The 26172-nt window shown below is 47.6% G+C and carries 25 protein-coding genes; 21 read left to right on the forward strand and 4 right to left on the reverse strand.

Going from position 1 to position 26172, the window contains the following annotated elements; translation table 11 throughout:
* The first annotated feature begins 34 nt into the window (after window positions 1–34).
* From pgeF to ACFORK_RS02270, 8 genes are all read left to right on the forward strand, one after another.
* Window positions 35–886 carry a peptidoglycan editing factor PgeF gene (gene pgeF / locus ACFORK_RS02235; protein WP_379195170.1) on the forward strand — a complete coding sequence of 284 codons (852 nt, stop codon included), beginning with the start codon at window positions 35–37 and terminating at the stop codon, window positions 884–886.
* Between the two features lie 9 nt (window positions 887–895).
* On the forward strand, window positions 896–1585 hold the full coding sequence (locus ACFORK_RS02240; RefSeq protein WP_379195751.1) for a YggS family pyridoxal phosphate-dependent enzyme: 690 nt from the start codon (window positions 896–898) through the stop codon (window positions 1583–1585).
* Window positions 1586–1588: 3 nt separating this feature from the next.
* Window positions 1589–2038, forward strand: a complete 450-nt coding sequence (locus tag ACFORK_RS02245; RefSeq protein ID WP_066364116.1) for a cell division protein SepF — start codon at window positions 1589–1591, stop codon at window positions 2036–2038.
* A gap of 7 nt (window positions 2039–2045) precedes the next feature.
* On the forward strand, window positions 2046–2315 hold the full coding sequence (locus tag ACFORK_RS02250) for a YggT family protein (RefSeq protein WP_379195173.1): 270 nt from the start codon (window positions 2046–2048) through the stop codon (window positions 2313–2315).
* Between the two features lie 6 nt (window positions 2316–2321).
* Window positions 2322–3104: a YlmH family RNA-binding protein gene (locus tag ACFORK_RS02255; protein WP_379195753.1), complete on the forward strand. Its 783-nt coding sequence runs from the start codon at window positions 2322–2324 to the stop codon at window positions 3102–3104.
* 223 nt (window positions 3105–3327) lie between these two features.
* The gene (locus ACFORK_RS02260) at window positions 3328–3813 is read left to right on the forward strand and encodes a DivIVA domain-containing protein (RefSeq protein ID WP_379195175.1); all 486 of its coding nucleotides are present in this window, start codon (window positions 3328–3330) and stop codon (window positions 3811–3813) included.
* A 1010-nt stretch (window positions 3814–4823) separates the two neighbouring features.
* Window positions 4824–7916 (forward strand): isoleucine--tRNA ligase, encoded by a 3093-nt coding sequence (ileS, locus tag ACFORK_RS02265; RefSeq protein ID WP_379195177.1) that lies wholly within the window; start codon window positions 4824–4826, stop codon window positions 7914–7916.
* 322 nt (window positions 7917–8238) lie between these two features.
* On the forward strand, window positions 8239–8541 hold the full coding sequence (locus ACFORK_RS02270; protein ID WP_379195755.1) for a DUF5665 domain-containing protein: 303 nt from the start codon (window positions 8239–8241) through the stop codon (window positions 8539–8541).
* Window positions 8542–8968: 427 nt separating this feature from the next.
* Here the strand turns inward: ACFORK_RS02270 and ACFORK_RS02275 are convergent, their stop codons facing one another.
* On the reverse strand, window positions 8969–9703 hold the full coding sequence (locus tag ACFORK_RS02275) for a TraR/DksA C4-type zinc finger protein (protein ID WP_379195179.1): 735 nt from the start codon (window positions 9701–9703) through the stop codon (window positions 8969–8971).
* Window positions 9704–9950: 247 nt separating this feature from the next.
* Here ACFORK_RS02275 and lspA point away from each other — a divergent pair, with 247 nt between their 5' ends.
* From lspA to ACFORK_RS02305, 6 genes are all read left to right on the forward strand, one after another.
* Window positions 9951–10433: a signal peptidase II gene (gene lspA, locus ACFORK_RS02280; RefSeq protein ID WP_175372942.1), complete on the forward strand. Its 483-nt coding sequence runs from the start codon at window positions 9951–9953 to the stop codon at window positions 10431–10433.
* 12 nt (window positions 10434–10445) lie between these two features.
* A complete protein-coding gene (locus ACFORK_RS02285) occupies window positions 10446–11417 on the forward strand; it encodes an RluA family pseudouridine synthase (protein WP_379195181.1) in 972 nt (323 codons plus the stop codon).
* Window positions 11418–11511: 94 nt separating this feature from the next.
* On the forward strand, window positions 11512–12765 hold the full coding sequence (locus tag ACFORK_RS02290; RefSeq protein ID WP_379195183.1) for an LL-diaminopimelate aminotransferase: 1254 nt from the start codon (window positions 11512–11514) through the stop codon (window positions 12763–12765).
* 198 nt (window positions 12766–12963) lie between these two features.
* A complete protein-coding gene (locus tag ACFORK_RS02295) occupies window positions 12964–13536 on the forward strand; it encodes a DUF4352 domain-containing protein (RefSeq protein ID WP_379195185.1) in 573 nt (190 codons plus the stop codon).
* A 388-nt stretch (window positions 13537–13924) separates the two neighbouring features.
* A complete protein-coding gene (locus ACFORK_RS02300; RefSeq protein ID WP_379195187.1) occupies window positions 13925–14209 on the forward strand; it encodes a hypothetical protein in 285 nt (94 codons plus the stop codon).
* Window positions 14210–14306: 97 nt separating this feature from the next.
* On the forward strand, window positions 14307–14837 hold the full coding sequence (locus ACFORK_RS02305; protein WP_379195189.1) for an NAD(P)H-dependent oxidoreductase: 531 nt from the start codon (window positions 14307–14309) through the stop codon (window positions 14835–14837).
* Window positions 14838–14900: 63 nt separating this feature from the next.
* Here ACFORK_RS02305 and ACFORK_RS02310 read toward each other — a convergent pair whose 3' ends face one another.
* Window positions 14901–15248 (reverse strand): winged helix-turn-helix transcriptional regulator, encoded by a 348-nt coding sequence (locus ACFORK_RS02310; protein WP_379195191.1) that lies wholly within the window; start codon window positions 15246–15248, stop codon window positions 14901–14903.
* 167 nt (window positions 15249–15415) lie between these two features.
* Here ACFORK_RS02310 and ACFORK_RS02315 point away from each other — a divergent pair, with 167 nt between their 5' ends.
* The 4 genes from ACFORK_RS02315 to ACFORK_RS02330 all read left to right on the forward strand — a co-directional run bounded on the left by ACFORK_RS02315 (window position 15416) and on the right by ACFORK_RS02330 (window position 19971).
* Window positions 15416–16426 (forward strand): sigma-70 family RNA polymerase sigma factor, encoded by a 1011-nt coding sequence (locus ACFORK_RS02315; protein WP_379195193.1) that lies wholly within the window; start codon window positions 15416–15418, stop codon window positions 16424–16426.
* Window positions 16427–17655: 1229 nt separating this feature from the next.
* A complete protein-coding gene (locus tag ACFORK_RS02320; protein WP_379195758.1) occupies window positions 17656–18564 on the forward strand; it encodes a protein kinase family protein in 909 nt (302 codons plus the stop codon).
* 67 nt (window positions 18565–18631) lie between these two features.
* Window positions 18632–19477 carry a GNAT family N-acetyltransferase gene (locus ACFORK_RS02325; RefSeq protein WP_379195195.1) on the forward strand — a complete coding sequence of 282 codons (846 nt, stop codon included), beginning with the start codon at window positions 18632–18634 and terminating at the stop codon, window positions 19475–19477.
* A gap of 32 nt (window positions 19478–19509) precedes the next feature.
* A complete protein-coding gene (locus ACFORK_RS02330; RefSeq protein ID WP_379195197.1) occupies window positions 19510–19971 on the forward strand; it encodes a phosphotransferase enzyme family protein in 462 nt (153 codons plus the stop codon).
* A 237-nt stretch (window positions 19972–20208) separates the two neighbouring features.
* On the opposite strand, the gene ACFORK_RS02335 is transcribed toward ACFORK_RS02330, so the two are convergent.
* A complete protein-coding gene (locus ACFORK_RS02335; RefSeq protein WP_379195199.1) occupies window positions 20209–21852 on the reverse strand; it encodes an AraC family transcriptional regulator in 1644 nt (547 codons plus the stop codon).
* Complete coding sequence (locus ACFORK_RS02340; protein WP_379195201.1) at window positions 21845–22822, reverse strand: ABC transporter substrate-binding protein; 978 nt, start codon at window positions 22820–22822, stop codon at window positions 21845–21847. The genes ACFORK_RS02335 and ACFORK_RS02340 overlap by 8 nt, the downstream gene beginning before the upstream one ends.
* Window positions 22823–23253: 431 nt before the next feature.
* On the opposite strand from ACFORK_RS02340, the gene pyrR reads away from it, so the two are divergent.
* From pyrR to ACFORK_RS02355, 3 genes are all read left to right on the forward strand, one after another.
* The gene (gene pyrR / locus ACFORK_RS02345) at window positions 23254–23838 is read left to right on the forward strand and encodes a bifunctional pyr operon transcriptional regulator/uracil phosphoribosyltransferase PyrR (RefSeq protein WP_379195203.1); all 585 of its coding nucleotides are present in this window, start codon (window positions 23254–23256) and stop codon (window positions 23836–23838) included.
* Window positions 23839–23840: 2 nt separating this feature from the next.
* Entirely contained in the window at window positions 23841–24749 is a 909-nt protein-coding gene (locus tag ACFORK_RS02350) for an aspartate carbamoyltransferase catalytic subunit (protein WP_379195205.1), read from the forward strand.
* Between the two features lie 104 nt (window positions 24750–24853).
* A complete protein-coding gene (locus tag ACFORK_RS02355) occupies window positions 24854–26137 on the forward strand; it encodes a dihydroorotase (protein ID WP_379195207.1) in 1284 nt (427 codons plus the stop codon).
* Window positions 26138–26172 lie beyond the last annotated feature (35 nt).

The raw sequence follows: 26172 nt of genomic DNA on the forward strand, positions 1-26172 counted from the left end.
TTGCCCTGTGGTACACTAAGACGGAGGTGAGGAAATGGAACCGTTTGTACGGAGCGGAGAAGCTCCCATGCTGCTGCGGCTGGAACCGTGGGCAGTGGAGCATCCGGAAATAACCGCAGGATTTACTGGTAGAGAGGGTGGGGCCGGCACGGCACCCTATGATAGTTTTAACTGTGCATTCCATGTCGGGGATGATCCTGCCGATGTAATGAATAACCGGACCACGCTGGTTGATAGTTTAGGATTTACCCTGAAGGACTGGACCTGTGGCGAGCAAACGCATGGCGCTGCAGTCACTGTCGTTACAGAGAATGACCGTGGACGGGGACGCCTGGACCGGGCTTCTGCTTTTCAGGCTACAGATGCTATGGTCACCAATGTTCCGGGTGTACTGCTGACTTCATTCTATGCGGATTGTGTGCCGCTGTATTTTTATGATCCCATCAAGTGTGCCGTAGGTCTTGCGCATGCAGGCTGGAAAGGGACCGTGGCGGAAATTGCTGCTGCGGCTGTTCATGCCATGGGGCAAGCATACGGGAGCCGTCCGGAGGATATTCGGGCTGCCATCGGCCCCTCGATTGGTGATTGCTGTTATGAAGTGGACGATTATGTGATGAATCATATCCGGCGTCTGGAAGCAGAGAGTGGGGAATCGATGGGGCAGGATGAAGCGCTGTACAGCCCTTCTGCTACGGATAGCAGTAAATGTATGCTGAACTTGAAAGAAATGAATCGACGCATTATGATAAAAGCAGGAATATTGCCGACACATATCGAATGTACATCATGGTGTACAAGCTGTAATACAGATATTTTCTTTTCATACCGTGCGGAAAATGGGATTACAGGCAGAATGACGAGCTGGATCGGAATAAAGGAGAGTTGAATGTTGGGCTTGACATTACAGGAGAGAATAGCCGAGGTAGAAGAGCGCATAGCACGTGCCTGTGCAGCGAGCGGACGAGATCGTAAGGACGTCAATGTAATTGCGGTTACGAAATACGTTTCTCTGGAAACGGTATCCGCTGTGCTGGAAGCAGGGCTGGAGCATGTCGCCGAGAGCCGCTGGCAGGATGCCGAGCATAAGTGGTTGGCCTTGGGAGAGAAGGGGACCTGGCATTTCATCGGTCACTTGCAAACGAATAAGGTGAAGGATGTTATCGGCAAATTTCAATATATTCACTCCCTGGACCGCATCTCGCTGGCCCGGGAGTTGCAGCGAAAGGCCGAGAGCACCGGACAGAAGGTCAATGTTTTTCTGCAGGTGAACATCTCGGGTGAGGATACGAAATTTGGTTTGCCGCCTGCTGATGTACCGGGATTTTTGCAGGAAATCGCTGGCCTTGATCGCGTTAATGTGATCGGTCTGATGACCATGGCGCCCTATGAGATGGAGCCGGAGCTGACTCGCCCTGTCTTCCGCGGACTTCGAGAATTGCGTGATGAGCTGAATCGGCAGGAACTGACTCCGGAGCCGATCAGGGAGCTGTCGATGGGAATGTCGAATGATTTTGAAGTGGCGATAGAGGAAGGAGCTACCTGGGTTCGCTTGGGTACGGTGTTGGTAGGTCACAAGGAGGGATAGGTGATGGGTGTTATGAACCGTTTTATGAGTTTTTTTGGCTTGCAGGAGGAAGAGGAGATTGTGGAACGGGAGCAGATTTCTTCACGTGAGGAAGATGAGTACGAGCCAACCCCTGTAGAAACCCGCAAGAATCAGCGGACCAACAACGTCGTCAGCATCCATTCACAGAAAAATGTTAAGGTTGTGCTGTATGAGCCGCGTTCCTATGAGGAGGCGCAGGAAATTGCTGATCATCTCCGGGCACACCGGACCGTTGTAATTAACTTACAGCGAGTGCGCAATGACCAGGCTATGCGAATTATTGATTTTCTAAGCGGAACTGTTTATGCCCTGGGTGGAGGAATATCCAAAATTGGGGGCAATATATTTATGTGCACTCCGGATACGGTTGAAATTCAAGGCTCCATCACCGAGATCCTTGGCGACGAACAAGACTATAACAGAATGAGGTGAACGGGCTTTGTATTATGAAGTGAGCTCCATTATTGATATCCTGTTTAATATCTACTTCTACATGATTTTTATCTATATCCTGATGTCCTGGGTTCCTGGTGTCCGTGAGAACTTTATTGGGGAACTATTGGCGAAGCTGGTCGAACCGTTTTTATCACCGTTCCGCCGGTTTATTCCACCGCTCTTCGGAATGCTGGATATCTCGCCGATCGTTGCGCTGTTTGTACTCAGATGGGCGGTTTACGGCCTCAAATCTTTGCTGAGTTATGTTCTGTAACCCATGCTGAAGACTGAAATCTACGGGCATTTTCATCCCGACGAGCGGCAGTTTGTGGACAGAGCTTGGGACTGGGTAACGGCCGCGGGACAATATCATGAGAGTAAACTGACGGATTTTCTCGATCCACGCCAAGGCCATATTCTGCAAAGTCTGGTCAACCGCCACCCTGATGTCATAGTCAGACTGGAAGGTGGGCATGAGGGTGCAGAGCGGTGCAGAGCTCTGATTGCTCCAGATTACCGTGAGCTGGATGGCGAAGACATGGCTATGAAAGTGCTCGCGATCACTTCCGGGGAGCAGAAATTTCTGGCACTGGAGCATGGTGATTATATGGGCGCGATTCTAGGTCTTGGAATCAAACGCAGCAAAATCGGTGATATCCATGTGCTTGCAGATGGTTGTCATGTTGTAGTAACGGCAGATATCGCCGATTATCTCACCATGAATCTGCATGGTGTTCATAAGGTTACCGTCAGCACTGAAATCTTGCCACTTTCCTCGCTGCGTAGCAGTGAGACCAAGCTTGAAATGATGGATTTGACTGTGGCCTCCCTGCGGCTTGATGGCATCGCTGCGGATGTGACCCGGCTTAGCCGGAGCAAAATTCTTGCGCCGATCAAAAGCGGACGGGTACGGGTGAACTGGAAGGTGGAGGAGGATCCGTCCACCGCACTCAAGGAAGGCGATGTGGTATCTCTGCAAGGCTTTGGCCGGTTCAAGGTGCTGGAGGTCGGCGGCTTGACGAAAAAAGGTCGATACCGGGTTCAGGTTGGCAAATTTGTGTGAATCCCTTTGCAGGAATCTCGCTTTCCTTGTCGAAAATGATTAACTCGTGGGAAACAAACGAATTTGAAGCTGGACGCCGATAGTGTAGAAGAGGCGGACCCTAGCCGGCAGTAGGAATGAAACAGCAACTATTGCCTAATACTTGAGTTACAAACTTGCTTCTTTGTCCGCTGCAACGGCTGCAGAGGCCAGGAAGGTCCGAAATTTCTAGGAGGTGCACAGCATGCCATTAACGCCGCTCGATATACATAACAAGGAGTTTTCCCGGCGGCTCCGCGGTTATGACGAAGATGAGGTCAATGAGTTTCTGGACCAGGTCATCAAAGATTACGAAAGCGTCATCCGTGAGAACAAGGAACTGCAAAATCAGCTCCTGGCCCTTCAGGAGCGTCTGGACCACTTTGTGAACATCGAGGAGACATTGTCCAAGACGATCATCATTGCTCAGGAAGCAGCAGATGAAGTGAAGAACAACTCCAAGAAGGAATCGCAGCTGATTATCAAGGAAGCGGAGAAGAACGCTGACCGTATCATTAACGAAGCCTTATCCAAATCCCGCAAGATTTCGATGGAGACCGAAGAGCTGCGCAAGCAGGCCTCTATTTACCGGACTCGCTTCCGGACCTTGCTTGAAGCCCAACTGGAGCTTCTTTCTCAGGATGACTGGAATGCACTTGAGAGCCGAGAGGTTACCGAGAACGCATTTTAGGTGCATTCTGTCTGGTTGACATTTAAGCTCAAAGAGGCTATAACTAGAACATATCTACAACCATGATTATATGTAATTCGATGAAGGGCCAAGTACGACAAGAATCTGTTCCCCAGAGAGTCGGTGATTGCTGAAAGCCGATGTTCAGACCCTGCCGGAAAATCTTCCCTTAGAAGCGACGCTGAAGCGCATTCTCGCGTGTGTAAGCCGAGCCGTCTGCCGGACGTTACACCGGACCCGCGTCATAAATACGGCGTGGAGCTGAGATCGTGCCTGAATACACTCCCTCTAAGGTGGTGCTCATGCACTGAATTAGGGTGGTATCGCGAGCGTCGTCTCGCCCCTTGTGGGGCGGGATGGCGCTCGTTTTTGCGTGCGCATCCCCCTAAATCCCCCTTCTAAGGGGGACCCCAAGGGCCGCAGCCCTCTGGACACCCGCAAGTAAATCTCGTCGGAAGAAGGTTGGCAAGCGGACAGGTGGTTTGTTCGGCGGGGGAGCGGCCCTTCTTAGGCTCCCCTGGCGGGTTCGCCTGCGGGGCCTCCGCTCTGCCCCCGAGCCCGCGATCCTCCGTAGGAGGCAGCCTAAGGCTCGGAGGCCAGCGACGGTCGAAGCGTCGCAAGCACTCCGCTCTGCCCCCGAGCCCGCGACCCTCCGCAGGAGGCAGCCTAAGGCTCGGAGGCCAGCGACGGTCGAAGCGTCGCAAGCACTCCGCTTTGCCTCCGAGCTCGCGATCCTCCGCAGGAGGCAGCCCAGGCTCGGAAGCCAGCGACGGTTGAAAGCGTCGCAAGCATTCCAAAGTCTTTAAAAGTCGAGGCCGTGCAGGCGAACCCGCAGGGGAGCCTAAGAAGGGCCGGTCCTCGCGCCAATGTATCAGTTACTATTCCACCAAAGCCACTCCCACCTCGAGCTCTGCTTCCGGGTGTCCAGAGGGCAGCGCCCTCTGGGGCCCTCCCTTGGCGAAGGGAGGGTTTGGGAGGGATCGAAAAAACCAAGGAAGGATTTGACCCCAATGCAAAAAGTTGATGTCAGAGAAAAAGCGCGGGCGAGAGACGTCCGCATCCTGAAAAAATGGAGTGACGAAAATACGTTCCGCAGATCCATGGAGAACCGCGAAGGCCGCCAGAACTATGTGTTCTATGAAGGTCCGCCTACAGCGAACGGTGCGCCGCATATCGGGCACGTGCTGGGACGCGTAATCAAGGACTTTATCGGTCGTTACCAAACGATGAAGGGTTACCGTGTAGTACGTAAAGCCGGCTGGGACACACACGGCCTGCCGGTTGAGCTGGGAGTACAGAAACAGCTAGGCATCTCTGGTAAACAAGAGATCGAAGAATACGGTGTTGAGAAGTTTATCGAGAAATGTAAAGCCAGCGTCTTCGGATACGAGAAGCAATGGCGTGAATTTACGGAAGCGATTGGTTATTGGACGGATCTGGATAACCCGTATATCACGTTGAACAATACGTACATTGAGAGTGTCTGGAATATCCTCGCTACAGTACATGAAAAGGGCCTGTTGTACCGTGGACACCGCGTTAGCCCGTACTGTCCGAGCTGTCAGACGACACTGAGCTCCCACGAAGTAGCACAAGGCTACAAGACGGTCAAAGACCTCAGTGCTACCGCCAAGTTCAAGCTGGATGACAGCGGTGAATATGTACTGGCTTGGACGACAACGCCTTGGACGCTACCAGCGCATATGGCATTGGCGATGAACCCGGATATGGATTATGTGCGGGTGCAGCAAGAGGATGGCGTGTACATTCTGGCGAAGAATCTGGTAGATGATGTGATGAAGGGTGAGCATACCATCCTTTCCACGCATAAAGGTTCTGAATTTATCGGTAAAACCTATGCCCCTCCATTCGGCTATATCAAGGCTGAGAAGAGCAATGTCATTGTTGGCGCATCTTTCGTTACAGATGCTAGCGGTACAGGGATTGTACACATGGCTCCGGCACATGGTGAGGATGACTACAAGACTTGCCGCGAGAACGGCATCAGCTTTGTGAATGTAGTCGATGCTTCTGGTAAATATACTGATCTAATTGTTGATTTTGCTGGACGATTCGTGAAGGATTGCGATCTAGACATCGTTAAGACGTTGTCGGAGAAAGGTCTGCTCTACAGCAAGGAAAAATATGAGCACAGCTATCCGTTCTGCTGGCGCTGCGATACCCCGCTTCTGTACTATGCAACAGACAGCTGGTTCATCAGCACAACAGAGATCAAGGATCAACTGATTGCCAACAACAACGGTGTGAGCTGGTACCCTGAACACGTACGTGATGGACGTTTCGGCAAATTCCTGGAGGAGCTGGTGGACTGGAACATCAGCCGTAACCGTTACTGGGGAACGCCGCTGAATGTATGGGTCTGTCAGGATACCGGCAAGGAGTTCGCACCGCACAGCATTGCTGAGATGAGAGCGATGGCCGTGGATGAAGTGCCAGAGGATATCGAACTGCACAAGCCGTTCGTAGACAACATCAAGCTGCGCAGTCCGTTCAGCGAGGGTGGAGTCATGGTACGCACATCAGAAGTTATCGACGTTTGGTTCGATAGCGGATCGATGCCTTTTGCCCAAAGCCACTATCCATTTGAAAATGCTGACGCGCTAGATGAGCAATTCCCGGCGGAAATGATCTGTGAAGGAATTGACCAGACCCGTGGCTGGTTCTACAGCCTGTTGGCAGTATCCACGTTGTTCAAGGGCGTTGCCCCTTACAAAGCGGTTATTGCTACCGGTCATATCCTTGATGAGAATGGCCAAAAAATGTCCAAATCCAAGGGCAATGTTATTGACCCGTGGGAAATCATGAATGAATACGGAACCGATGCCTTCCGTTGGGCGATCCTGTCCGACAGCGCGCCATGGAACAATAAACGCTTCTCCCGTGGTCTGGTCGGTGAGACCAAATCCAAAATCGTGGATACATTGGTCAACACGCATGCGTTCCTGACCCTGTATGCTGGCATTGACGGTTATGATCCGGCGGATCATCCGTTCAAAGTATCCGCTCATAAGCTGGATCGTTGGATTCTATCCCGTATGAATAGCTTGATCCTGCTGGTAGATAAAGGACTGGCCGTGAATGATTTTGTCAATACGTCCAAAGCGATTGAGAACTTCATCGACGAGCTCAGCAACTGGTACATCCGTCGTTCCCGTGACCGTTTCTGGGGTAGCGGATTGGGCGAGGAAAAGCTGGATGCTTACCGTACGCTGACTCATGTACTGTTGACCACAGCACAGCTGATGGCGCCGTTCACACCAATGCTGTCTGAGGATATCTTCACAAACCTGGGTGGCGGAGAGAGCGTGCACTTGGCGGATTATCCGGTAGCTGACGAAAGCCTGATCGACAAAGAGCTGGAGCAGGATATGGAGAGTGCTCGGGGCATCGTCGAGCTTGCACGTAACGTGCGTAACGAGACGGGTATTAAGAACCGCCAGCCGTTGTCCGAGCTGATTGTGTCGATTGATCGCAGCTTCCACGTGGCCGACTATGAAGAAATCATCAAGGATGAGATCAACATCAAGAACATTGTGGTGGAGACCAGTGATAGCGGCTTTGTAGATTTTACCTTGAAGATGAATCTGAAGGTTGCTGGTAAAAAATACGGTAAAAATATCGGCTTCCTGCAAGGCTTCCTGAAGAGCTTGGATAGTGAAGCTACCCGCAAAGCCGTACAGGATGGCGTAATCGCTATCGTTTCTCCAGATGGGGAAGAGCTGCAAATCACTGCCGATGAGCTGCTAGTGGAGAAGCAGGCTAAGCCTGGCTTTGCCTCTGCATCTGGCTATGGGATCACTGTAGCGCTGAATACCGAGATCACGCCTGAGCTGGTGCAAGAAGGCTGGGTGCGGGAAATCGTGCGGGCGGTACAGGATTACCGCAAACGTCTGGATCTGCCGATCGACAAGCGAATTGCATTGACACTGGATCTTGACGACGAACTGAAGGTAGCAGTTACTGCATTTGAGCATGTGCTACGTGAGAACGTCCTGGTTACCACTGTAGAATTAGGTGGCGCACAATCCTTTGAGAGTGTGGAGGCCGGAGGCAAAACTATCGGTATTCACATCGGTGCTTAAAATGTATCACTTGTCCCTTAATGGCATATACTAGCGTCACAAGCATAGACGAACAGTCTTACGGCCGTCCGTCTATTCAGGAAATATAGTTCCTTATATTTCGGCGCAAAATAACGAGCCCCGTGCTAAAGGAAAGATATTTCCTTTGCCGGGCTCGTTTGTTTTGTGATGCTAGGAACATGGGAAGGGGCGAGTGACAGTGACGGAACGCAAGGAAGGCAGCGAAGGATCAGGGCCAAGGGGGAGAATCTCCATCAAGACCTCAGATAAGATTAATGGGCACAAGGAAACTCCAGCCGGGGATCCTCGAAATCCTGAGGAAATTCCACCGGAGGAGAAGCTAAACCTCGTCTATCGGATGACTTTTGAGCTGGCACAGCAGATGGAGAAGTCTCGGATTGCTCAGTACACAGAGCTTCTTTACTCTCCCTGGCGCCTGATTTGGCTGAATGTGCTCTCAGGAACATCACGTGGAGTTGGGATTGCAGTGGGCTTTACATTTTTTGCGGCAACGATTATTTATGTCCTTCAAGTGCTGGGGGCGCTTAATCTGCCGATTATCGGGGATTACATTGCGGATATCGTGCGGATTGTACAACATCAATTGGAACTGAAGACCTTTTAAAAGCCGGAGCCTCTGCGCTGCTCCAATCGCTTGCTTTGATCGGATTTCTAAAGCTGTTCCATTCTCTCTTCAACCGCTGCAGCGGGGTGTACTGCTTCTTTTCCGCATGGATAATCCGCAGTTTTCTCATGAGCAGTTGATAACGCCGGTCATCTTGATGACTGAACTGATGTACTTCTTTAAAGTAATTAGGTTTCATTATGCATACTCCTTCTGAGTTGGGTTCGTGATACACATAGACAGAAAAGAATTCAATGATATAGATCAACAGATATATAGTTCGACAGAACTATTATACTAGGACATTCTGAACATTTTCTCAAAGTTTTCTTAACATAAAAAAGAGGAGCCGGTCTATAGCGTCCTGCAACCGTCTCCATACGATGTATTCTGATGTTTTTCTGTGCATAATCATGAATAGGTTCTGTTAGTCTTTCCGGTCATCCTGGCGATGGGGGTCAAGCAGGTAACTGCCCTCGCCACTGTCCATATAGTGCTGATAGCTACGCCCACGAACGACGGTTACATTGTTGCCTGCGATGTCGGTAGCAATAAAGTTTTCCCAGGGCTCTACAAAACCTTCGGTTTCGTCGGCCTCAATCTCCATGTCTTCATAGGATCCGATTTCATTGCTCTCTGCCATGGCCGGGGAATTGGATGTGCCCCAGCTCTCAACAATTTGCCAGGCGTCCTCGCCGTCAAAACCATTTTGTTCTTCTTTCTCGTCAAGACTGGTTCGTCCAAAAGGCGGTGTGAGGAATTCCTCTTCGGCGGGACGGTTATGCGGCTTCTTCTGTCTAGGATTATGCTCTTTGCAGTAACGGGTAGCAGGAACGACCGCCAGCCGCTCGAATGGAATAGGCTCTCCGCCGGCAAGGCAGATGCCATATGTTCCTTCATCCATCGCTTTCAAGGCAGCCTCGATATCATCCAGTTCATGCTCGTCCCGTTCCAAGAGCGAAATGTCCATGGAACGGTGATACAGGTCGGTAGCGACGTCGCCCGGATGGTTATCGATTTCCGACAATTCCCCGGAGTTGTCACGCATGGATTCCTGCAGCCCGTAATGCTCGTTATTCCGCATTCTGTGGCGAATATCGGCCCGTTGCTGATTCAGCTCTCCACGAAGTACTGCGAGCTGCTCTGCTGTCAGGTGTGTCATTTGGTGAGCTCCTTTCTGATCTTGCTTTAGAACAATCGTTCCTCCCCGCCTAGCCTGTGCGGGAGGGCTCCTTGATAGGTTGACCGGAGAGAAGGGATTTTAGCGATGGAAAATAGTCCCCGGGGAAGTCCTTGAACGAAAGGGTCTGCAATAGACGGGTCTTTAGGCCTGTGCTACAATATACGAGTCTTTAATCAGTATTTGACCGCATGAAAGCGGGAAAAATAAGAACGGAGTGACAACTTCTGTGGTGTATTATCTGATAGCTCTCATTGCTTTTTTGATCGACCAGGCAACCAAATATGTAATCGCTACGCGTCTGGAACTTGGGGAACAAATTCCGGTGATCGGAAACTTTTTCCTGATTACCTCCCATCGTAACCGCGGGGCTGCTTTCGGCATTTTAGAAGGACAGCAGTGGTTCTTCATTTTGGTTACCATCGTTGTTGTCGCCGGTATCGTGTGGTATCTGAATAAGGTCAAAGCGACACGCAAATTGCTGCCTACCGCATTAGGTCTTGTACTCGGTGGAGCCGTCGGCAATTTCCTGGATCGGATGCTAAATGGCGAGGTTGTCGATTTTCTACAATTTAATTTTGGAAGCTATACCTTCCCGATCTTCAATGTCGCGGACTCCTGCATTGTTATCGGTGTGGCGCTGATTATTCTGGATTCGCTGCGTGATATGAAGGGCGGAGAAGAGATTACGGAAGTAAAAGAAACAAAGTAGGTTAAGAAGGGAATGAATGATTTGAATAATGACGTCAATCAGCAACCGGCATCCGGCTACGAAGAAGAGAGGGACGTCACAGTGTGGACGGTCTCCGGCGAGAATGCCCGGGAGCGTATTGATAAGTATATTACCGAGGCTTGGGAGGAAGAGATATCCCGCTCTCAAGTACAGCTGTGGATCTCTGGCGGGCATGTTACCGTAAATGGTGCAGCAGTTAAGGCCAACCACAAGCTATGGGAAGGCGACGTAGTAGCTGTCACAGTACCTGAAGCGGAAGTTACGGATCTGATTGCGGAAAATATCCCGCTTGAAGTTGTGTATGAAGACAGCGATGTGATTGTTGTGAACAAGCCGCGCGGGATGGTTGTGCATCCAGCAGTAGGACATCCTTCAGGAACGTTGGTCAATGCCTTGATGTATCATTGCAAGGACTTGTCCGGCATTAACGGCGAGATCCGCCCAGGCATTGTACACCGCATTGACAAGGACACCTCTGGCCTGATTATGGCTGCGAAGAACGATGCCAGTCATGCTTCACTGGCTGCGCAGCTGAAGGAGCATAGTGTGACCCGTCGTTATATCGCCGTGGTTCAAGGCAATCTGTCGCATGACAAGGGAACCGTAGATGCGCCGATCGGAAGAGATCCACATGACCGTAAGCTGTATACAGTTACTGAGAAGAACAGCAAGAAATCCGTGACTCATTTTACCGTACTGGAACGGTTTGGCGATTGCACGCTTCTGGAGCTGCAACTGGAGACGGGGCGTACTCACCAGATTCGGGTACATATGAAATTCATCGGTCATCCGCTGGCCGGTGATCCTATCTATGGTCGTAGTAAGGGAACGACAATGAAGGGCCAGGCACTGCATGCGGCTGTCCTCGGATTTGTCCATCCATCTACTGGAGAGTATATGGAATATAGTGCACCGCTTCCAGCAGATATGGAAGAATTATTGTTCGCACTGCGTAGCAGATAAGTACAAATGAAGTGATAATAAATCCATGGTTTTGCATCACGGTTTACGTCATATTTATGATTAGAACTTTGAAAAAAGCCAGGAGATGACCTTTATGAGTATTGAACAATATCAAGATACATTCATCCAGAGTAACTTTGCAGACCGCATCGGCGGCGCGAACTACGGCAAGGACACTGCGATCTATAAATTTGAGAAAATCAAACGCGCCAAAGCATCCGCTAAGCTGGATTTCCCTAACATTGAACTGATTGACATGGGCGTCGGTGAACCGGACGAAATGGCGGACGCTGGGATCGTTGCCAAGCTGGCCGAAGAAGCAGCAAAGGAAGAGAATCGCGGCTATTCGGATAACGGCATTCCGGAGTTCAAGGCTGCAGCTGCACAATACTTGCACGATGTATTCAGCGTAGAAGGCATTGATCCGGTAACAGAAGTCGTGCATTCTATCGGTTCGAAGCCAGCACTGGCGATGTTGCCATCCTGCTTCATTAATCCGGGTGACATCACCATCATGACGGTACCAGGCTATCCGGTATTGGGTACGCACACCAAATACCTGGGCGGACAAGTCTACACAGTGGAATTGAAGAAGGAGAACAAGTTCCTGCCGGATCTGAATGCCATTCCAGAGGAGATTGCCCGGAAGGCTAAGCTGTTGTACCTGAACTATCCGAATAACCCGACAGGAGCCAGTGCAACGCCTGAGTTCTTCGCTGAGGTCGTAGCCTGGGCCAAGAAATACGATGTTGTCGTGATTCATGATGCACCATACGCTGCCCTTACCTATGACGGTGTGAAGCCGCTCAGCTTCCTGTCCGTTCCGGGTGCCAAAGATGTCGGTGTTGAACTGCATTCCCTGTCCAAGTCGTATAACATGACTGGTTGGAGAATTGGCTTTGTGGCCGGTAATCCGCTGATTGTCAAAGCGTTCAGCGATGTGAAGGACAACAATGACTCCGGTCAGTTTATCGCCATCCAAAAAGCCGCAGCCTATGGTCTGGCTAACCCATCGATTACAGAAGCGATCGCGGACAAATACTCCCGCCGTCATAACCTGCTGGTGGATGCGCTGAACAGCCTCGGCTTCCAGGCCGAGAAGCCTAAAGGCTCGTTCTTCCTGTACGTAGCTGCGCCGAAAGGCGTGAAGGGCGGACGCCGTTTTGAGACTGGCGAAGACTTCTCGCAATTCCTGATCCGTGAGAAGCTGATCTCCACCGTACCTTGGGATGATGCTGGAGCCTTCGTACGCTTCTCCGTAACCTTTGTTGCGAAAGGTGAAGAGGAAGAGCATCGCGTGATCTCTGAGATCAAACGCCGGCTCAGCGATGTTGAATTTGAATTTTAATATAGTGGATATGGATACCCCGCAGCCGGTAATGGCTGCGGGGTATTGTTTTGTGTAAAAGAAGATGAAATAAACCCCTTCATTTCCCTAAAACATTTTTTCAGAAAAGTCACTAATCCTTATAAAAAAATTCCTATAATTTCCGATATATTGATAGTATAATAAATGGTTCAAACTACCTAATTAGGAGGGTTTTACTTGAAAAAGATTTTTAAAATGGGGTGTCTGGGATTCATCGCTTTAATTGTACTTGCTATTGTCATTGGTTTATTTGCCAAAGATAAGGATAGTTCAAGCAATACAACTGACAAGGCCAACACCCCCGCAAGCTCTGTAGGTACAAAGAGTAACGCCAAAGAAGAAGTGAAGAAATTGGCAAAGAAAGGGGAAGAACTGCAAGTTGGGGATGTCGTATTTAAAGTTAATAAAGTAACCACTACCAATAAAATTAAGGATGGACAATTGTTTTCTTATTCTCCAAGTGCAGAAGGAAGCACTTTCCTTGTAGTAAATGTAACTGTTAAGAATGCTGGTAAGAAGATGATTACCACGGACTCCTCATACTTTCAGCTCTTAAAAGACGAGGTTACATATGCACCGTCAACGTTGATTACTTCTTCCGGAGACTATTTTTTATATAAAGGAATCAATCCTGGATTAGCTCAGACAGGCAATGTAGTATTTGAAATTCCGGAAGATTTGACTGGCTTTATTTTAAATGTCCAGACTGGATTCTGGGGAACCGAGCAAGGCCAAATTGAATTGAAATAATAAAACAAACCCATGGTCAAATTTTCTGATGAAATTGTAGCGGCATGCGTTAAGAGCGGAATCAGAACCATTGAAAGAACACCTGACTTAAATGTTGACGAACAATTTAGATTAGTTAGTGAACATTTTGGATTTTAGATGGAATAATAGTTAGTTTGTTTTCATAAAAAGAAAGGGCCATCCCGCAAGGGATGGCTCTTAAACTTATCGTTCCAGTCAGTACGGAGAACAGCGTATCTCAATAGTATTAAAACACAGAATATTCAAGCATATTATAAAGGTTTTGTCCCACACGCCATAAAAAAATAACATCATGGCATGAGCTTTCGGAGAATTAACAAATTGGTCATAGGATTTATTTAGTTCAGAGGAGCCGGAAGGCTGGAAAATGGAACTCTTTCAATCGCTTATAGACGATCCAGATGCTGTTCTCCCTTATGTTAAGATCGGCCAGACCATTCATGTGAAGCTTAACGAACAAGAGGCTGTACCCGATTCTTATGAATTACTAGATTATCTTTTGACGGAGCAAGCGACTCTTAAGTACAAGCAATCTGAACCAGGAAATGTCCTGAGAGGCCTTCGGCTGGTATGCAAGTGGAAGAATACGACGCAAGAAATGGCTTTTATAATTAGAACGGATGACGGATGCCACTTAACTCTCCCTAGCTAACCTTTAGGTAAGTACCTGTACTAAAAGTGCATACTTACTTATTTGAATTACGAACCTTATACTCTAACAGTAATTAATATTTAGGGAGGTTAAACCTTTGAAGACTCTTGTTGTCGTATCGCACCCAGACCTGGAACAATCCGTTATTAATAAGCGATGGGTTGAAGAACTCAAAAAATATCCTGAGAAATACACCGTGCATGAATTGTATAAGATTTACCCTGATGGAAACATAGATGTGAACAAAGAGCAGCAAGCCGTTGAGGAGCATGATCAGCTTATTTTGCAGTTTCCGATATATTGGTTTAATAGTCCGCCTCTTCTGAAAAAATGGCTGGATGACGTTTTCGCTTATGGTTGGGCATATGGCTCAAATAGTGGGGATAAATTAAAGAATCGTAAAGTCGGACTAGCTGTATCTGCCGGAATCCAAAAAGAAGATTATACGGAAGAGGGAAAGTACCACTATACGCTTGAGCATTTATTATCTCCTTTTGAAACGACCTTCCGATACTGTGGCGCGGATTACCGTTCGTTCTATGCGTATTATGGTACAGAAAGTGAGTATTCTATAAGCGATTTGGAAAAAAGCGCACAAGATTATTTGAGTTTTATTGACAATCTCTAAAATAGAAGTTTTATTAAAACATAAAAAAGAAGTATTTCCTTGTTGGGAGATACTTCTTTTGTTTTAAACCAGAATGGGTGGTCTGTTGTTCTCTCCCCAATCGCACATCATATCTAACAATGGGATAAGAGAAAGGCCGCGTTCGGATAGTGAATATTCAACTTTTGGCGGGACTTGGGGATATTCCTTCCGTAGGATTAGGCCATCGGCCTCAAGCTCTTTTAACATAATACTTAGTGTTTTAAAAGAAATGGTACCGATGCTTCGCTTCAGCTCATTATGCCGCAAAATCTTATTTTCAGACAGCCAATACAAAATAATCATTTTGTATTTACCGCCGATCAAAGACAATGTATATCCAAAACCAGTATCTTTTAGCGTCACGCCAGTAGGAACACAGCTTTCAGGCACAAGTTACACTCTCCTTTGGGATGGTACATGATTTAATTATACATACTTTATATATTATAGTTTAATTGAAAATAGGTAGACATGGTAATTTATAAATAAATTTATAATCGATAAGACGGTTTCTTAATTCTTCTTACGTCTAATGTTATGAACTTAATTTGAGGAGGATGAAAGTGGGTTGTTCGGATACAGAGCTGGTAAATAGGGTGTGCAGAGGAGAGGTTGATGCATTCGGTGAACTGATCAGCAAATATGCCAATGCTGTTTACGGGGTAGCTTACGGTAAATTGGGTAATTTCCACACTGCGCAGGATGTTGCACAGGAGGTCTTTGTTAAGACATTCAAGAAGTTGTCCAGCTTAAAGGAACCCGAAAAACTTGGCAGTTGGCTATATGCGGTTACCACAAGGGAATGCATGGATTGGTTCAGGGCTAACAAACACAAGGAAGTGTACGAATTAGCGGAACGAGTAGATGCCCCGCAGCTAGAAAGCACCGAAGATCAATTATTAAAGAAAGAACTTCGTAATGAGGTATGGAACGCTCTGAACACCCTATCCGAAGCTAACCGTACAGTCACAATTCTGTATTACATTGATGGGTATAAGATCAGGGAGATTAGTGATTTCCTTGGTGTATCTGTTGATGCAGTAGAGAGCAGACTTCGCAGATCAAGAACATCATTAAAAAGGGAGATGCTAAGCATGGTAAATGACAATCTCAGCCAGAACAAATTGAACGAGGCGTTTAAGAAGAAGGTTTTTCAGGACGAGAGAATGCCAGAAACGGAGTTCCGGCGTGTGGCTATGGGAGGCAGTGATTTTGACGACAGCGATCTGAATACAACAAGATTTTATAACATTAATCTGGAGGGTTCCAGTTTTGATGATATCAATATGAGCAAGACCTTCTATAATAATATAACTATGCATCTTGCTAAATTTGTTGAGGTTGGATTGTGGGAGATTGAGGTGAGTAATTGTGAACTGGGAGGAGCTCATTTCCACGATATTAAGATGCATGGAGAACCAAACAGGTTCGAAAACTGCGAGTTACAGGGCAGCTCCTTCCTGAACTGTAATCTTTCAAACGTCGACATTAAAGATTGCGATATCTCAGGGCTTAAAATCAACGGGGTGTCCATCGAAGCCCTTTTGGAGAGCTATAATAACAAATAATACTTGTAAGTTGTTTAAATACAAAGGCCATCCTGTTCTCAGGGTGGTCTTTGTTAATTCTTATTATAATTAAACTTTACCGGAATTCTTCCCTGATCCTTTAGTATTATGAAAATGGGATATCCATTTATATACAAAGGGGAATTAAAATGCTGAATGTATTTGATGTTGCCAAGTCACTTTTGATTCATATAGAGAAAGTTTACGCTGAAGAGATTGCAATTGTTGCTTACTACGGGTCATACGCGCAGGGAACTGCGACGAAACGCTCTGACTTGGACTTCTTTTTTATACCAGCCACTTCGAAAGGTTATGACGCAAGTATTCAATTTATTATTGATGGCATAGGCTTTGATTTCTGGCCGATTAGTTGGGAACGTGCGGAGAGGATGACCTCGTTTCAAGAAGATAAAACTACGATTATCACGGATTGTAAGCTTCTGTATACCCGTTCGGATGAAGATCGTGAGAGATTCATGAAGCTGCGAGAGACTACCTCTGCGTTGCAGGCCTCGGAGAATGCTCAAAAAATGATAGAGAAGGCTGAAGCCGAGCTCCGTGATGTTTATGTGCATTTATATAAGCTGACCCGTGCTAGCGAGTCTGGCTCTCTAACGTTCTATAGAACAGAGTCACACGGTATTTTAACAAAGATCTTCCTAAGCCTTGCCCTGTTAAATGGGACGTATTACTCAAAGGGCTTTGGTAAAAACATGGAACAAATATTAAGTCTTCAGATCAAGCCGGTGCGCTTGGAATCTTATATAGAAACGATTACACAAAGCGACGTGAACGCCCGTATTCTTGAGGCATGTGAAGAACTCGTGGCAGATACACTTGAGCTAATCATGGCGCAAAGGGAACAGCACTACAGCAACCCTGATTACTCTGGTAGAATGAAAGGCTTTTATGAAGAGGAAAAGGGCGTTCTGGACAAAATCATTACCGCATGTGAAAGAAACGATTTCGATACCGCATTTTTCGCTGCTGTCCATGTACAGGATTCGATCGCTGCCTTTTTGTTTTACGCTGAAACCGGGCACTGGCCTAGCGACTATACCACTGATTTTAAATACCAGGAGCAATACAGACAATTGGGATTCCCCGATCTGGTATTACTTCTTCATTCACAAGATCTATCGCAGCTACAAGCAGCTACTGAACGTTTAAGCTCTATGTTAGAGGACTATCTCCGAAGCAAAGGGGTCGAAATCAACCGTTTTGCGAACATTGAGCAGTTTGTAGCGTTTCTTCAAGAGAAGGAAGCAGGCGCTCCGGTTACCTATTCTTTCGATGAGGTTACCTTTCAGCTTCAAGAACAGCACGATTTTGAATGGCTGCGCTCTCTAGGTAAAGTGTTCTGTGTATTTGATCAACAAGATTCAGGGAATATCTGTTTCGGGGTGGAGAAGGATGGAGCGAAGAAATTCGTTAAGTATGCAGGAGCGAGGCCGCTGGATTTTTCAGGGAATCCTCAAGAGGCTGTGTCGCGGTTAGTTGCAGCTATTCCGTTGTATAACGTTTTAAATCATCCGTATCTTATTCAGATCAAGGATCATTTCCGTACCGATAACGGATACGCAGCAGTATTTGAATGGTTCGAAGGTGAATGTCTTCATTCGCATTGGTCCTTCGCAGGTGAAGCCAAACATAATCATCCTGACTCGCCATTTTATAAATACAAGCATTTGCCCCTTGAAAAGCGTCTGGAATCTCTGAATGCCATGTTTGAATTTCATACTTTTGTTGAAGCACAAGGATATGTCGCCGTTGATTTCTACGATGGAAGTATCTTATACGATTTTTCACACGATATAACTAAAATATGTGACATTGATTTCTACAGAAAAGCCCCTGCTGTAAATGACATGGGGGAGAATTTCTGGGGTGCCACAAGATCAAAAGCGCCTGAAGAGTTTATATTAGGTGCGCCTATCGATGCACAGACCAATGTTTTCACCATGGGCGCTATTGCCTTTGGTTTGTTAGGAGGCGAAATGGATCACGCTTTCTCTAAATGGGAAGCAGGGAGGCCGCTCTACGAAGTAGCACTGCGAGCAGTTAGTGAAGATCGAGAATTAAGGTACGATAATGTCAGCACGTTCAAACGCTTCTGGGATGAAGCAAAGGGCTTGTAAATTGCCATGATGGAACACCATTTTTGCTAAATAGCTTTGCTTAAATACACTCAAGGAGGTAGATAAGATGATAGAACTATCTGATGAGGAGTACACTCGCGTTCTGCCACTGCTGAAGAATCAAGCCTATGAACCTGTGTTTGCGTATTCCGTAATTGATCATAATCAGTCTGGAAAAGTGTTTGTGGATCACCGTGAGAATCCTGCCTCTTGTCTTGTCATCCATTCGTATGGACAGTATCTTTTGGCCGGGAGCGGCAGCGATGAGCGCTTTATGAACGATGTAGTTGAATATTTACTCAATGAACAGAACCATTCAACTTACTATGATCTTTATGTTACAACGCCGGAACTGCTAATTCTAATTAACGAAAGGCTGGCGGGGAGGACTGTTTTGTTGCACCGATCTTCTTTTACATTCGATCCATCCCGATTCCAGAATCTTAAAACTACTCTACAAGCATTGCCCGAGTATTATGTAATGAAATCAATGGATGACACGCTGTTCAACAAATATCGAAATGAAATGGACTCTTCCTATGACTCGCTATGGAATTCGTCCCAACATTTTATGGAGCGAGGATTTGGTTATTGCATAATGATGAATGATCATTTCGCTAGCGTGTGCAATTCGTTTTTTGTAGGTGGAGGGTATGCGGATATTGATATCGTAACGGTGGATGAATACCAGAAGCGAGGGTTAGCAACACTTACAGGTGCAGCATATATCGAGCATTGTTTGAAGCATGATGTAGTGCCAAACTATAATTGCGACGCAGGCAATCAACGTTCGATTCAGTTAGCGACAAAATTAGGATTTGTAAGAAATCATGATTTTCCAATGTTATGGTGGCATCAGGACGAGAGAATCATTAGCGACTATTTGGAGAAATTCAATTATTCAAAGCAATAGGAAATCCTGAAACCTAACGCTGTGGAGGTACGATGAAAAATAATATTGCTTTAACCAATGAGCTACTTGAGATAGCGGCCCAACTTTTTAACACGAGCAGCAATGAGCTCTCTTATATAGGAGGCAGTCAGAATATCGTCTACGAGTATGAGCGGGAGGGAGCAAGCTTTATTCTGAGATTCACGCCAAGCGCCAATCGTTCAGAGAGTTTGGTCCAAAGTGAACTGGATTGGATGATGTTCCTCGCAAATGCAGGGATTGCAGTCTCCTTACCTACTCTTTCGAATAAGGGACGATGGACGGAGGTCATTCATTTTCTGGGTGGGTATTACACTTGCGTGTCTTTTGAAAAAGCTCAGGGAAAAAAGGTTGAGTATCCGGATTGTCTTCAGCATGATGAGCTGCACGAGCAACTGGGACGGCTTACAGGAAGGCTACATGCTTTGTCCAAAACGTATCGTCCCCAAGAGGGGATTGTCAAAAGACAGGACTGAAGCCAAAATTGGTTCCTGAAAAATATTGTATAGCTTCCTCACTTTTTGATTTTGATGAAGCCCAGTACAGTTGGTTTGTAGAGGATATAACGATACAGCTGTATTATTTGGTATATGTTTATGGCGGTGATGAGGGGCAGGTTTACCGTGAAGAGCAAACCCGCCGATTCATGAGTCACTTTATGAAGGGTTATCGCTTAGAGCATACATTAGATGAACGTCGATCTCCGCTAACAATCATATTCCCGTATCAACAGCAAAAATTCCAGGTACCATACTTATAAATCGGTCAAAATGATCTGCGGCGTACTCGCCCCAGGGAGCTTCAAACCAGGAATAGCCTGTGATGAGGTGAATCTTATGTTCACGAACAGCTTGTAGCCTGTTCCAGGCATCTGACCCTAAGAGCTTGGTCCATAGTGTTTGGGAGACGGGATCTTCATTGAGATGTACGATAATCCGGTTTGCGCTGAAACTCTGAAGTTCATGGGCTTCTATGGGCTTTTTCCAATCAAATTCAGCGACGGCTGGCGGCATGGAGAACCGAAGATCGTCGTAGAACACGGTGCCTGCGCTTTTTCCCCATACATATAATTGGTCACCACTTATGAGCACAACGAGCAGTGAATCTTGGCCTATCATCGGCTGTAATTGCTCTCGTATCGCTACTGCTTTGCGATCATAATGGCTTAGCCATTTCAGGGCCACGTTCGTTCTCCCCAGAAATTCTGCGATAAGGCACAGGTGCTGGCGCCAGCTTGCTCCAGAAGGCAGGAGCAGTAATGGTGCAATTCCTTCAAGTCTGACCTGCTCCTCTGGAGGGATTAAGCTGTCCATACCGATGATATAGTGAGGTTTAGCTTGCTTCAAAGCTTCCCAGTTAAAATTATATTGATGGCTTAATGGAACCTTCACTTCGTATTTATATTTGATTCTATAGTAATCTGTCCAGTAATGATCAATCGGTGCGGCAAAAGGGATGATCTGCAGCGCAAGCAACTGACCGAAGTTGATCCAGCTGTAGGCGGCGACTCTGCACTTCTGATTGCGCTGGTAAACTGCGGGAGCAAGTCCTGTTTGTTTTTTGAAAAGACTGCTAAAATAGGTTTCGCTCTTATAGCCTATTTGATAAGCGATGCTACTGATAGAGGGAGAGTCAGGATTGTCTAGTAGCCGTTTGGCTTCCATAAGCCGCAGGTCCGTTCTGTATTCCATCACCCCTCTGCCATAACGCTCTTTAAATAATCGCATGAAATGGAACCGGCTCAATCCGGCTATTCCCGCCAGGCTGTCTATCGTGATGTCGCTCTGATAATGCCGTTCAAGCTCTAGACGGGCACTTTCCAGTGCAAGGGCAGTCTGTTGCTCCTGATAACCAAGTACAAGACTGAGCAGCTCCAGAAGTCCGGCTTCACAGCGAAGCTGAGCGGAGGGAGAGTTCTTATTGCTCCAATGGGTTTTGATGATGTCGTACAGATGGGTGACCGCCGAAGACGGGCTAATCATCGCTTCCCCGTGAAAAGGAAAAGTAACGTCTGTTCGAGTGCTCTTACTGGTTTCTTTTTCTAGCGGAAGCGTTTGGACTTGAAAATATAGCAGCAGGAGTTCCAGCTCACTGCCAGAATAATTAGTTACTTCGACCAACTGGCCAGGTGTACATACAAATAAGGAGCTTGCGTGAATAGGGTGAAAATGTCCATCAATCACTAAACGTCCACGATCCGATGAGGAGAGCAGCAGTACATGCGACTCAGTCTCTAAGAATTTTCGTTCAGGCCAATGCGGGCTTGAGTGGTCCTTGATGCATACGACATCCAGCAGCTTGTAATAAAAGTGACCCGCAGCAAAATGCTGCAGGTCGAGGCTATTCCTATTATTCATGGATATACCGTACAATATCGTCGATGACTAAGCCGTTTGCAATAGGGTTGGCATTGAACCAATGCCCGGAGTCCACTGCAAACACATTGCCAGATTTGACAGCAGGCAATTCCTGCCACAGCGGATTGTCTTCAGGTGGCTTAGCTCGTCCTTCACCGGAGAGTACGAAGATATAGTCCACTTCTTTCAGCTGTGGAAGTGTTTCAAGTGAGTAAGTCTCATAACTTCCGTTAATTAGGCTAGGTGCTTTAAAGCCGAAGGAATCATATAGCATAGCTCCTCCGAAGAAGCCTGGGCCGAACAGGTTATAACCTTTTTCATCTCCGCCTTGGAGCAAAATTGCTGTTTTGTCAGTGAGTGTATCTCCCAGTTGTTTTTTCGCATCGCTAAGTTTTTTGTCATAGTCAGCCAGCGCTTGGTTCGCCGCATCCTCTTTGCCTAATAAGGCACCTAGCTTCTGAAGATTGCCTCTCCAATCGCTATCGTTATCGGAAAGCACGAAGGTTGGTGCAATCTTGGCAAATTGCTCATAATCGCCGTTTCGGAGATAAGAGGGTGAGAGGAAAATAATGAGGTCGGGATTGTAGGACAGTGTCTCTTCTGATTTAAGCCCTCCATCCACATTCAGTACTGGCACATCACCAAGCTTGTCCTGTAAGTAATGTTGAGGAGCACCTTTATAGCCCCATTGAGCGACTGGTTTCATGCCGAGTGCAGTAAGAGGGTCTTCCAGGAATGAAGCAATGATTCGCTGCGGATGATTAGGTACTTTCACTTCATTACCCAGGGCATCTGTTAACAAGCGATATCCATCCTCATTAGAAGCAGTGTTGGCTGACTCCGATTGGGCCGAAGGAGACGGTGCAGAAGTAGAAGTGGACTGACCATCGTTGGAATTTCCGCAAGCGCTCAGTACACTGACGATTAAAATAGTAACGATTAAATACATGAAACGGTTCTTCGATGTCATTTTGTAGATACCCCTTATCATGAGATTGATTATCATTATCTTTTAACAGTATAGAGGGAGGCCGGACGTTTGTGAATAACCGATAATGCTCTCTTCTATAGAAGGACAGCACAATGACTGTATGTTCTACAACCCTGTGGGGCGCCACTTCTTCCCGAAATCATCTCTGGGAGTTGACATGCCATCATCATTCTGTCATACTTCTGTTAAATGAATAGCGCCTTTAATTCAGTCCCGTGAGGCTGGCAAGGTAACGTGAATCGAGGTTCGCGACTCTTAAGAGGGTATCCGTATAATTATACGGGGGTCTTTTTATGCGCGCGGCCATCATCTTCTTCATCTGCGGAGTTCACTCCTTGCCTGTTTCAGGCAAGGAGTTTTTTGTTTTCCAAGGAACTTGAAGTGGCGTACAAGCAGAGAGGATGACAATCATGGTTACTGAAAAAAACGTCATTATGGATGAAACGGCGATTCGCCGGGCGTTATCACGAATTGCACATGAGATTTTGGAGAAGAACAAAGGTATTGAGAACTGCTTATTAGTCGGCATTCGCACCCGTGGTGTGTATCTGGCCCGCCGGATTGCAGAGCGGATCAAGGAGATTGAAGGAGTAGCCATTCCTTACGGCGAGCTGGATATCACCCATTACCGTGATGACCGTAGTGATGAGGGCGAGAGCAGTAGTGAAGCGGGCGCCTCGGCGGTAGTGAGCAGCAATCTGATGTTGAATGCGGACAGCACAGGCATCCACGATCAAAAAGTTATTCTGTGCGATGATGTACTCTACACCGGACGGACGATCCGCGCGGCGATGGATGCCCTGATGGACTGCGGAAGGCCGCGAATGATTCAACTTGCGGTCCTTGCGGATCGCGGTCACCGTGAGCTACCCATCCGCCCAGACTATATCGGCAAGAACGTACCTACCTCCAAACATGAGCAAATCGAAGTGGCGCTGAAGGAATATGACGGTAAAGACGAAGTGTCCATTATTTCGCAATGGGAGGAAAAATAATCATGATGACAGCAACCAAGGTGAAGGAACGCAGCTTGCTCGGCTTAAAAGATCTGGATCGGTCAGAGATCGAACAACTGCTGGAGAGAACGGCCCATTGGGATAGTCAGAGTCAGAAATTAACACCCGTTCTGGAATCGCGGTTTGTGTCCAATATGTTTTTTGAGAATAGCACGCGTACCCGCTTCTCATTCGAAATGGCTGAGAAGCGCCTCGGTGCACAAGTATTGAACTTCACGGCTGCTGCTTCCAGTGTGGAAAAAGGCGAGTCGATCTACGACACGGTACGGACACTGGAGTCGATGGGCATTGATGCCGGAGTAATCCGGCTCAAGCCGGCGGGTGTGTTAGCGCAGCTTGCCGAGAAAGTATCCGTCCCATTAATCAACGCGGGTGATGGTAACAACGAACATCCGACACAAGCACTGCTGGATATGTATACGATGACCAAACACTTCGGCAGTCTGAAAGGCCTGAAAGTGTCGATCATCGGAGACATCCTGCACAGCCGTGTAGCTCGCTCCAACCTCTGGGGATTGACCAAGATGGGGGCACAGGTGCAGTTCTGCGCACCAGAGAATATGAAGGCTCCCGAGCTTGCGGCTTACGCGCCATATGTTTCCATGGAAGAGGCGATGCAAGCTGATGTTGTGATGATGCTGCGGGTACAGCTCGAGCGTCATGCTAGCGGAATTCTGCAGTCGGCAGAAGAATACCGCCTACAGTTCGGCCTGACCGAAGAACGCGCTTCGAAGCTCAGTGCAAGCACGATTATCATGCACCCAGCACCGGTGAACCGGAACGTTGAGATTGATGATGCAGTGGTAGAATGCAGCCAGTCGCGCATCTTCCCGCAAATGTCGAACGGGGTGCCGGTACGGATGGCTGTCCTCGAAAGAGCGCTTCTCTAAAAAAGCTGACATTTACTAATTAATAAATATACACAATCATGAATTTTTATTATATAATAACGGGGAAGCTTGCAGCAGTGGTCTGCGGGCACAAAAGGAGAATCATGACAGTGATCATTAAAAACGCCAGCGTATTGAATAAAGAAGGCCAGCCGGAACGAAAAACTATTGTGATTGAGAATGGAGTCATCGCCGCAATTTTGAATGGCAGTGAAGAACCAGCCGGAACCGCCGAGGTTATTGATGCAGAAGGTAAGCTGCTGACTCCTGGTCTGATCGACATGCACGTGCACCTGCGCGAGCCGGGCTTTGAACATAAGGAAACGATTGAAACTGGCAGCCGTTCGGCAGTCAAGGGCGGTTTTACCACCATCGCCTGCATGCCGAATACTCGTCCAGTTACGGATACCCCTGAAGTGGTGCAGCTTGTGAAAGACAAAGCCAGCGAAGCTGGACTGGCGAAGGTTCTGCCGTATGCAGCCATTACGAAGAATGAGTTGGGACGGGAACTGACGGATTTCACTGCACTGAAAGCAGCCGGTGCTATCGGGTTCACCGATGATGGAGTCGGCGTGCAAAGCGCACAGATGATGAAAGATGCTATGAAGCTCGCCGCTGGACTGGATATGCCGGTCATCGCCCACTGCGAAGATAACTCGCTGGTGGAAGGCGGATGTGTATCTGAAGGAACGTTCGCGCAGAAGCACGGCCTGATCGGCATTCCGAATGAGTCGGAAGCGATCCATGTGGGCCGCGACATTTTGCTCGCAGAAGCTACAGGGGTTCACTATCATGTCTGCCACGTCAGCACTGAGCAATCGGTACGCCTCATTCGTCAAGCGAAGGAGATTGGAATTAAGGTGACCGCTGAGGTTTGCCCGCACCATCTGCTGCTGTCGGAAGAGGATATTCCGGGGCTTGATGCCAACTGGAAAATGAACCCGCCGCTGCGCTCGCGCCGCGATGTTGAAGCTTGTATCGAAGGTCTGCTGGACGGAACGCTCGATATGATCGTTACCGACCACGCGCCGCACAGTGAAGAAGAGAAAGCCAAGGGCATGCAGCTTGCGCCATTTGGTATCGTCGGATTTGAAACAGCCTTCCCGCTGCTTTACACCGCTTTTGTAGCTACTGGCAAATGGGATCTGTCGCTGCTGGTACAGCGTATGACTGCTGATCCGGCTCGCGTCTTCCGGTTGAACACAGGTGTGCTGGAGATCGGAGCGCCTGCAGATTTGACACTGATCGATCTGGAGCAAGAGAAGGAAGTGAATCCGGCGGATTTTGCCACTAAGGGACGGAACACCCCATTCACAGGATGGAAGCTGAAAGGCTGGCCGGTTAGCACTTGGGTTGACGGTAAGCTGGTATGGAATAATCGTGGCTAATAACGGACTTTTATAATAGAAACAACAAGAAGGAG

This window comes from Paenibacillus sp. GCM10012306, assembly GCF_042649265.1.
Lineage (GTDB): Bacteria > Bacillota > Bacilli > Paenibacillales > Paenibacillaceae > Paenibacillus_AQ.

What these genes read in the sequence shown, in the direction of transcription:
- pgeF (WP_379195170.1), top strand. Translation starts at nt 35, where the DNA reads ATGGAACCGTTTGTACGGAGCGGAGAAGCTCCCATGCTGCTGCGGCTG.
- ACFORK_RS02245 (WP_066364116.1), top strand. Translation starts at nt 1,589, where the DNA reads ATGGGTGTTATGAACCGTTTTATGAGTTTTTTTGGCTTGCAGGAGGAA.
- ACFORK_RS02260 (WP_379195175.1), top strand. Translation starts at nt 3,328, where the DNA reads ATGCCATTAACGCCGCTCGATATACATAACAAGGAGTTTTCCCGGCGG.
- ileS (WP_379195177.1), top strand. Translation starts at nt 4,824, where the DNA reads ATGCAAAAAGTTGATGTCAGAGAAAAAGCGCGGGCGAGAGACGTCCGC.
- ACFORK_RS02275 (WP_379195179.1), bottom strand. Translation starts at nt 9,703, where the DNA reads ATGACACACCTGACAGCAGAGCAGCTCGCAGTACTTCGTGGAGAGCTG.
- ACFORK_RS02285 (WP_379195181.1), top strand. Translation starts at nt 10,446, where the DNA reads ATGAATGATTTGAATAATGACGTCAATCAGCAACCGGCATCCGGCTAC.
- ACFORK_RS02290 (WP_379195183.1), top strand. Translation starts at nt 11,512, where the DNA reads ATGAGTATTGAACAATATCAAGATACATTCATCCAGAGTAACTTTGCA.
- ACFORK_RS02300 (WP_379195187.1), top strand. Translation starts at nt 13,925, where the DNA reads ATGGAACTCTTTCAATCGCTTATAGACGATCCAGATGCTGTTCTCCCT.
- ACFORK_RS02315 (WP_379195193.1), top strand. Translation starts at nt 15,416, where the DNA reads ATGAAAGTGGGTTGTTCGGATACAGAGCTGGTAAATAGGGTGTGCAGA.
- ACFORK_RS02325 (WP_379195195.1), top strand. Translation starts at nt 18,632, where the DNA reads ATGATAGAACTATCTGATGAGGAGTACACTCGCGTTCTGCCACTGCTG.
- ACFORK_RS02330 (WP_379195197.1), top strand. Translation starts at nt 19,510, where the DNA reads ATGAAAAATAATATTGCTTTAACCAATGAGCTACTTGAGATAGCGGCC.
- ACFORK_RS02335 (WP_379195199.1), bottom strand. Translation starts at nt 21,852, where the DNA reads ATGAATAATAGGAATAGCCTCGACCTGCAGCATTTTGCTGCGGGTCAC.
- ACFORK_RS02340 (WP_379195201.1), bottom strand. Translation starts at nt 22,822, where the DNA reads ATGACATCGAAGAACCGTTTCATGTATTTAATCGTTACTATTTTAATC.
- pyrR (WP_379195203.1), top strand. Translation starts at nt 23,254, where the DNA reads ATGGTTACTGAAAAAAACGTCATTATGGATGAAACGGCGATTCGCCGG.
- ACFORK_RS02350 (WP_379195205.1), top strand. Translation starts at nt 23,841, where the DNA reads ATGATGACAGCAACCAAGGTGAAGGAACGCAGCTTGCTCGGCTTAAAA.
- ACFORK_RS02355 (WP_379195207.1), top strand. Translation starts at nt 24,854, where the DNA reads ATGACAGTGATCATTAAAAACGCCAGCGTATTGAATAAAGAAGGCCAG.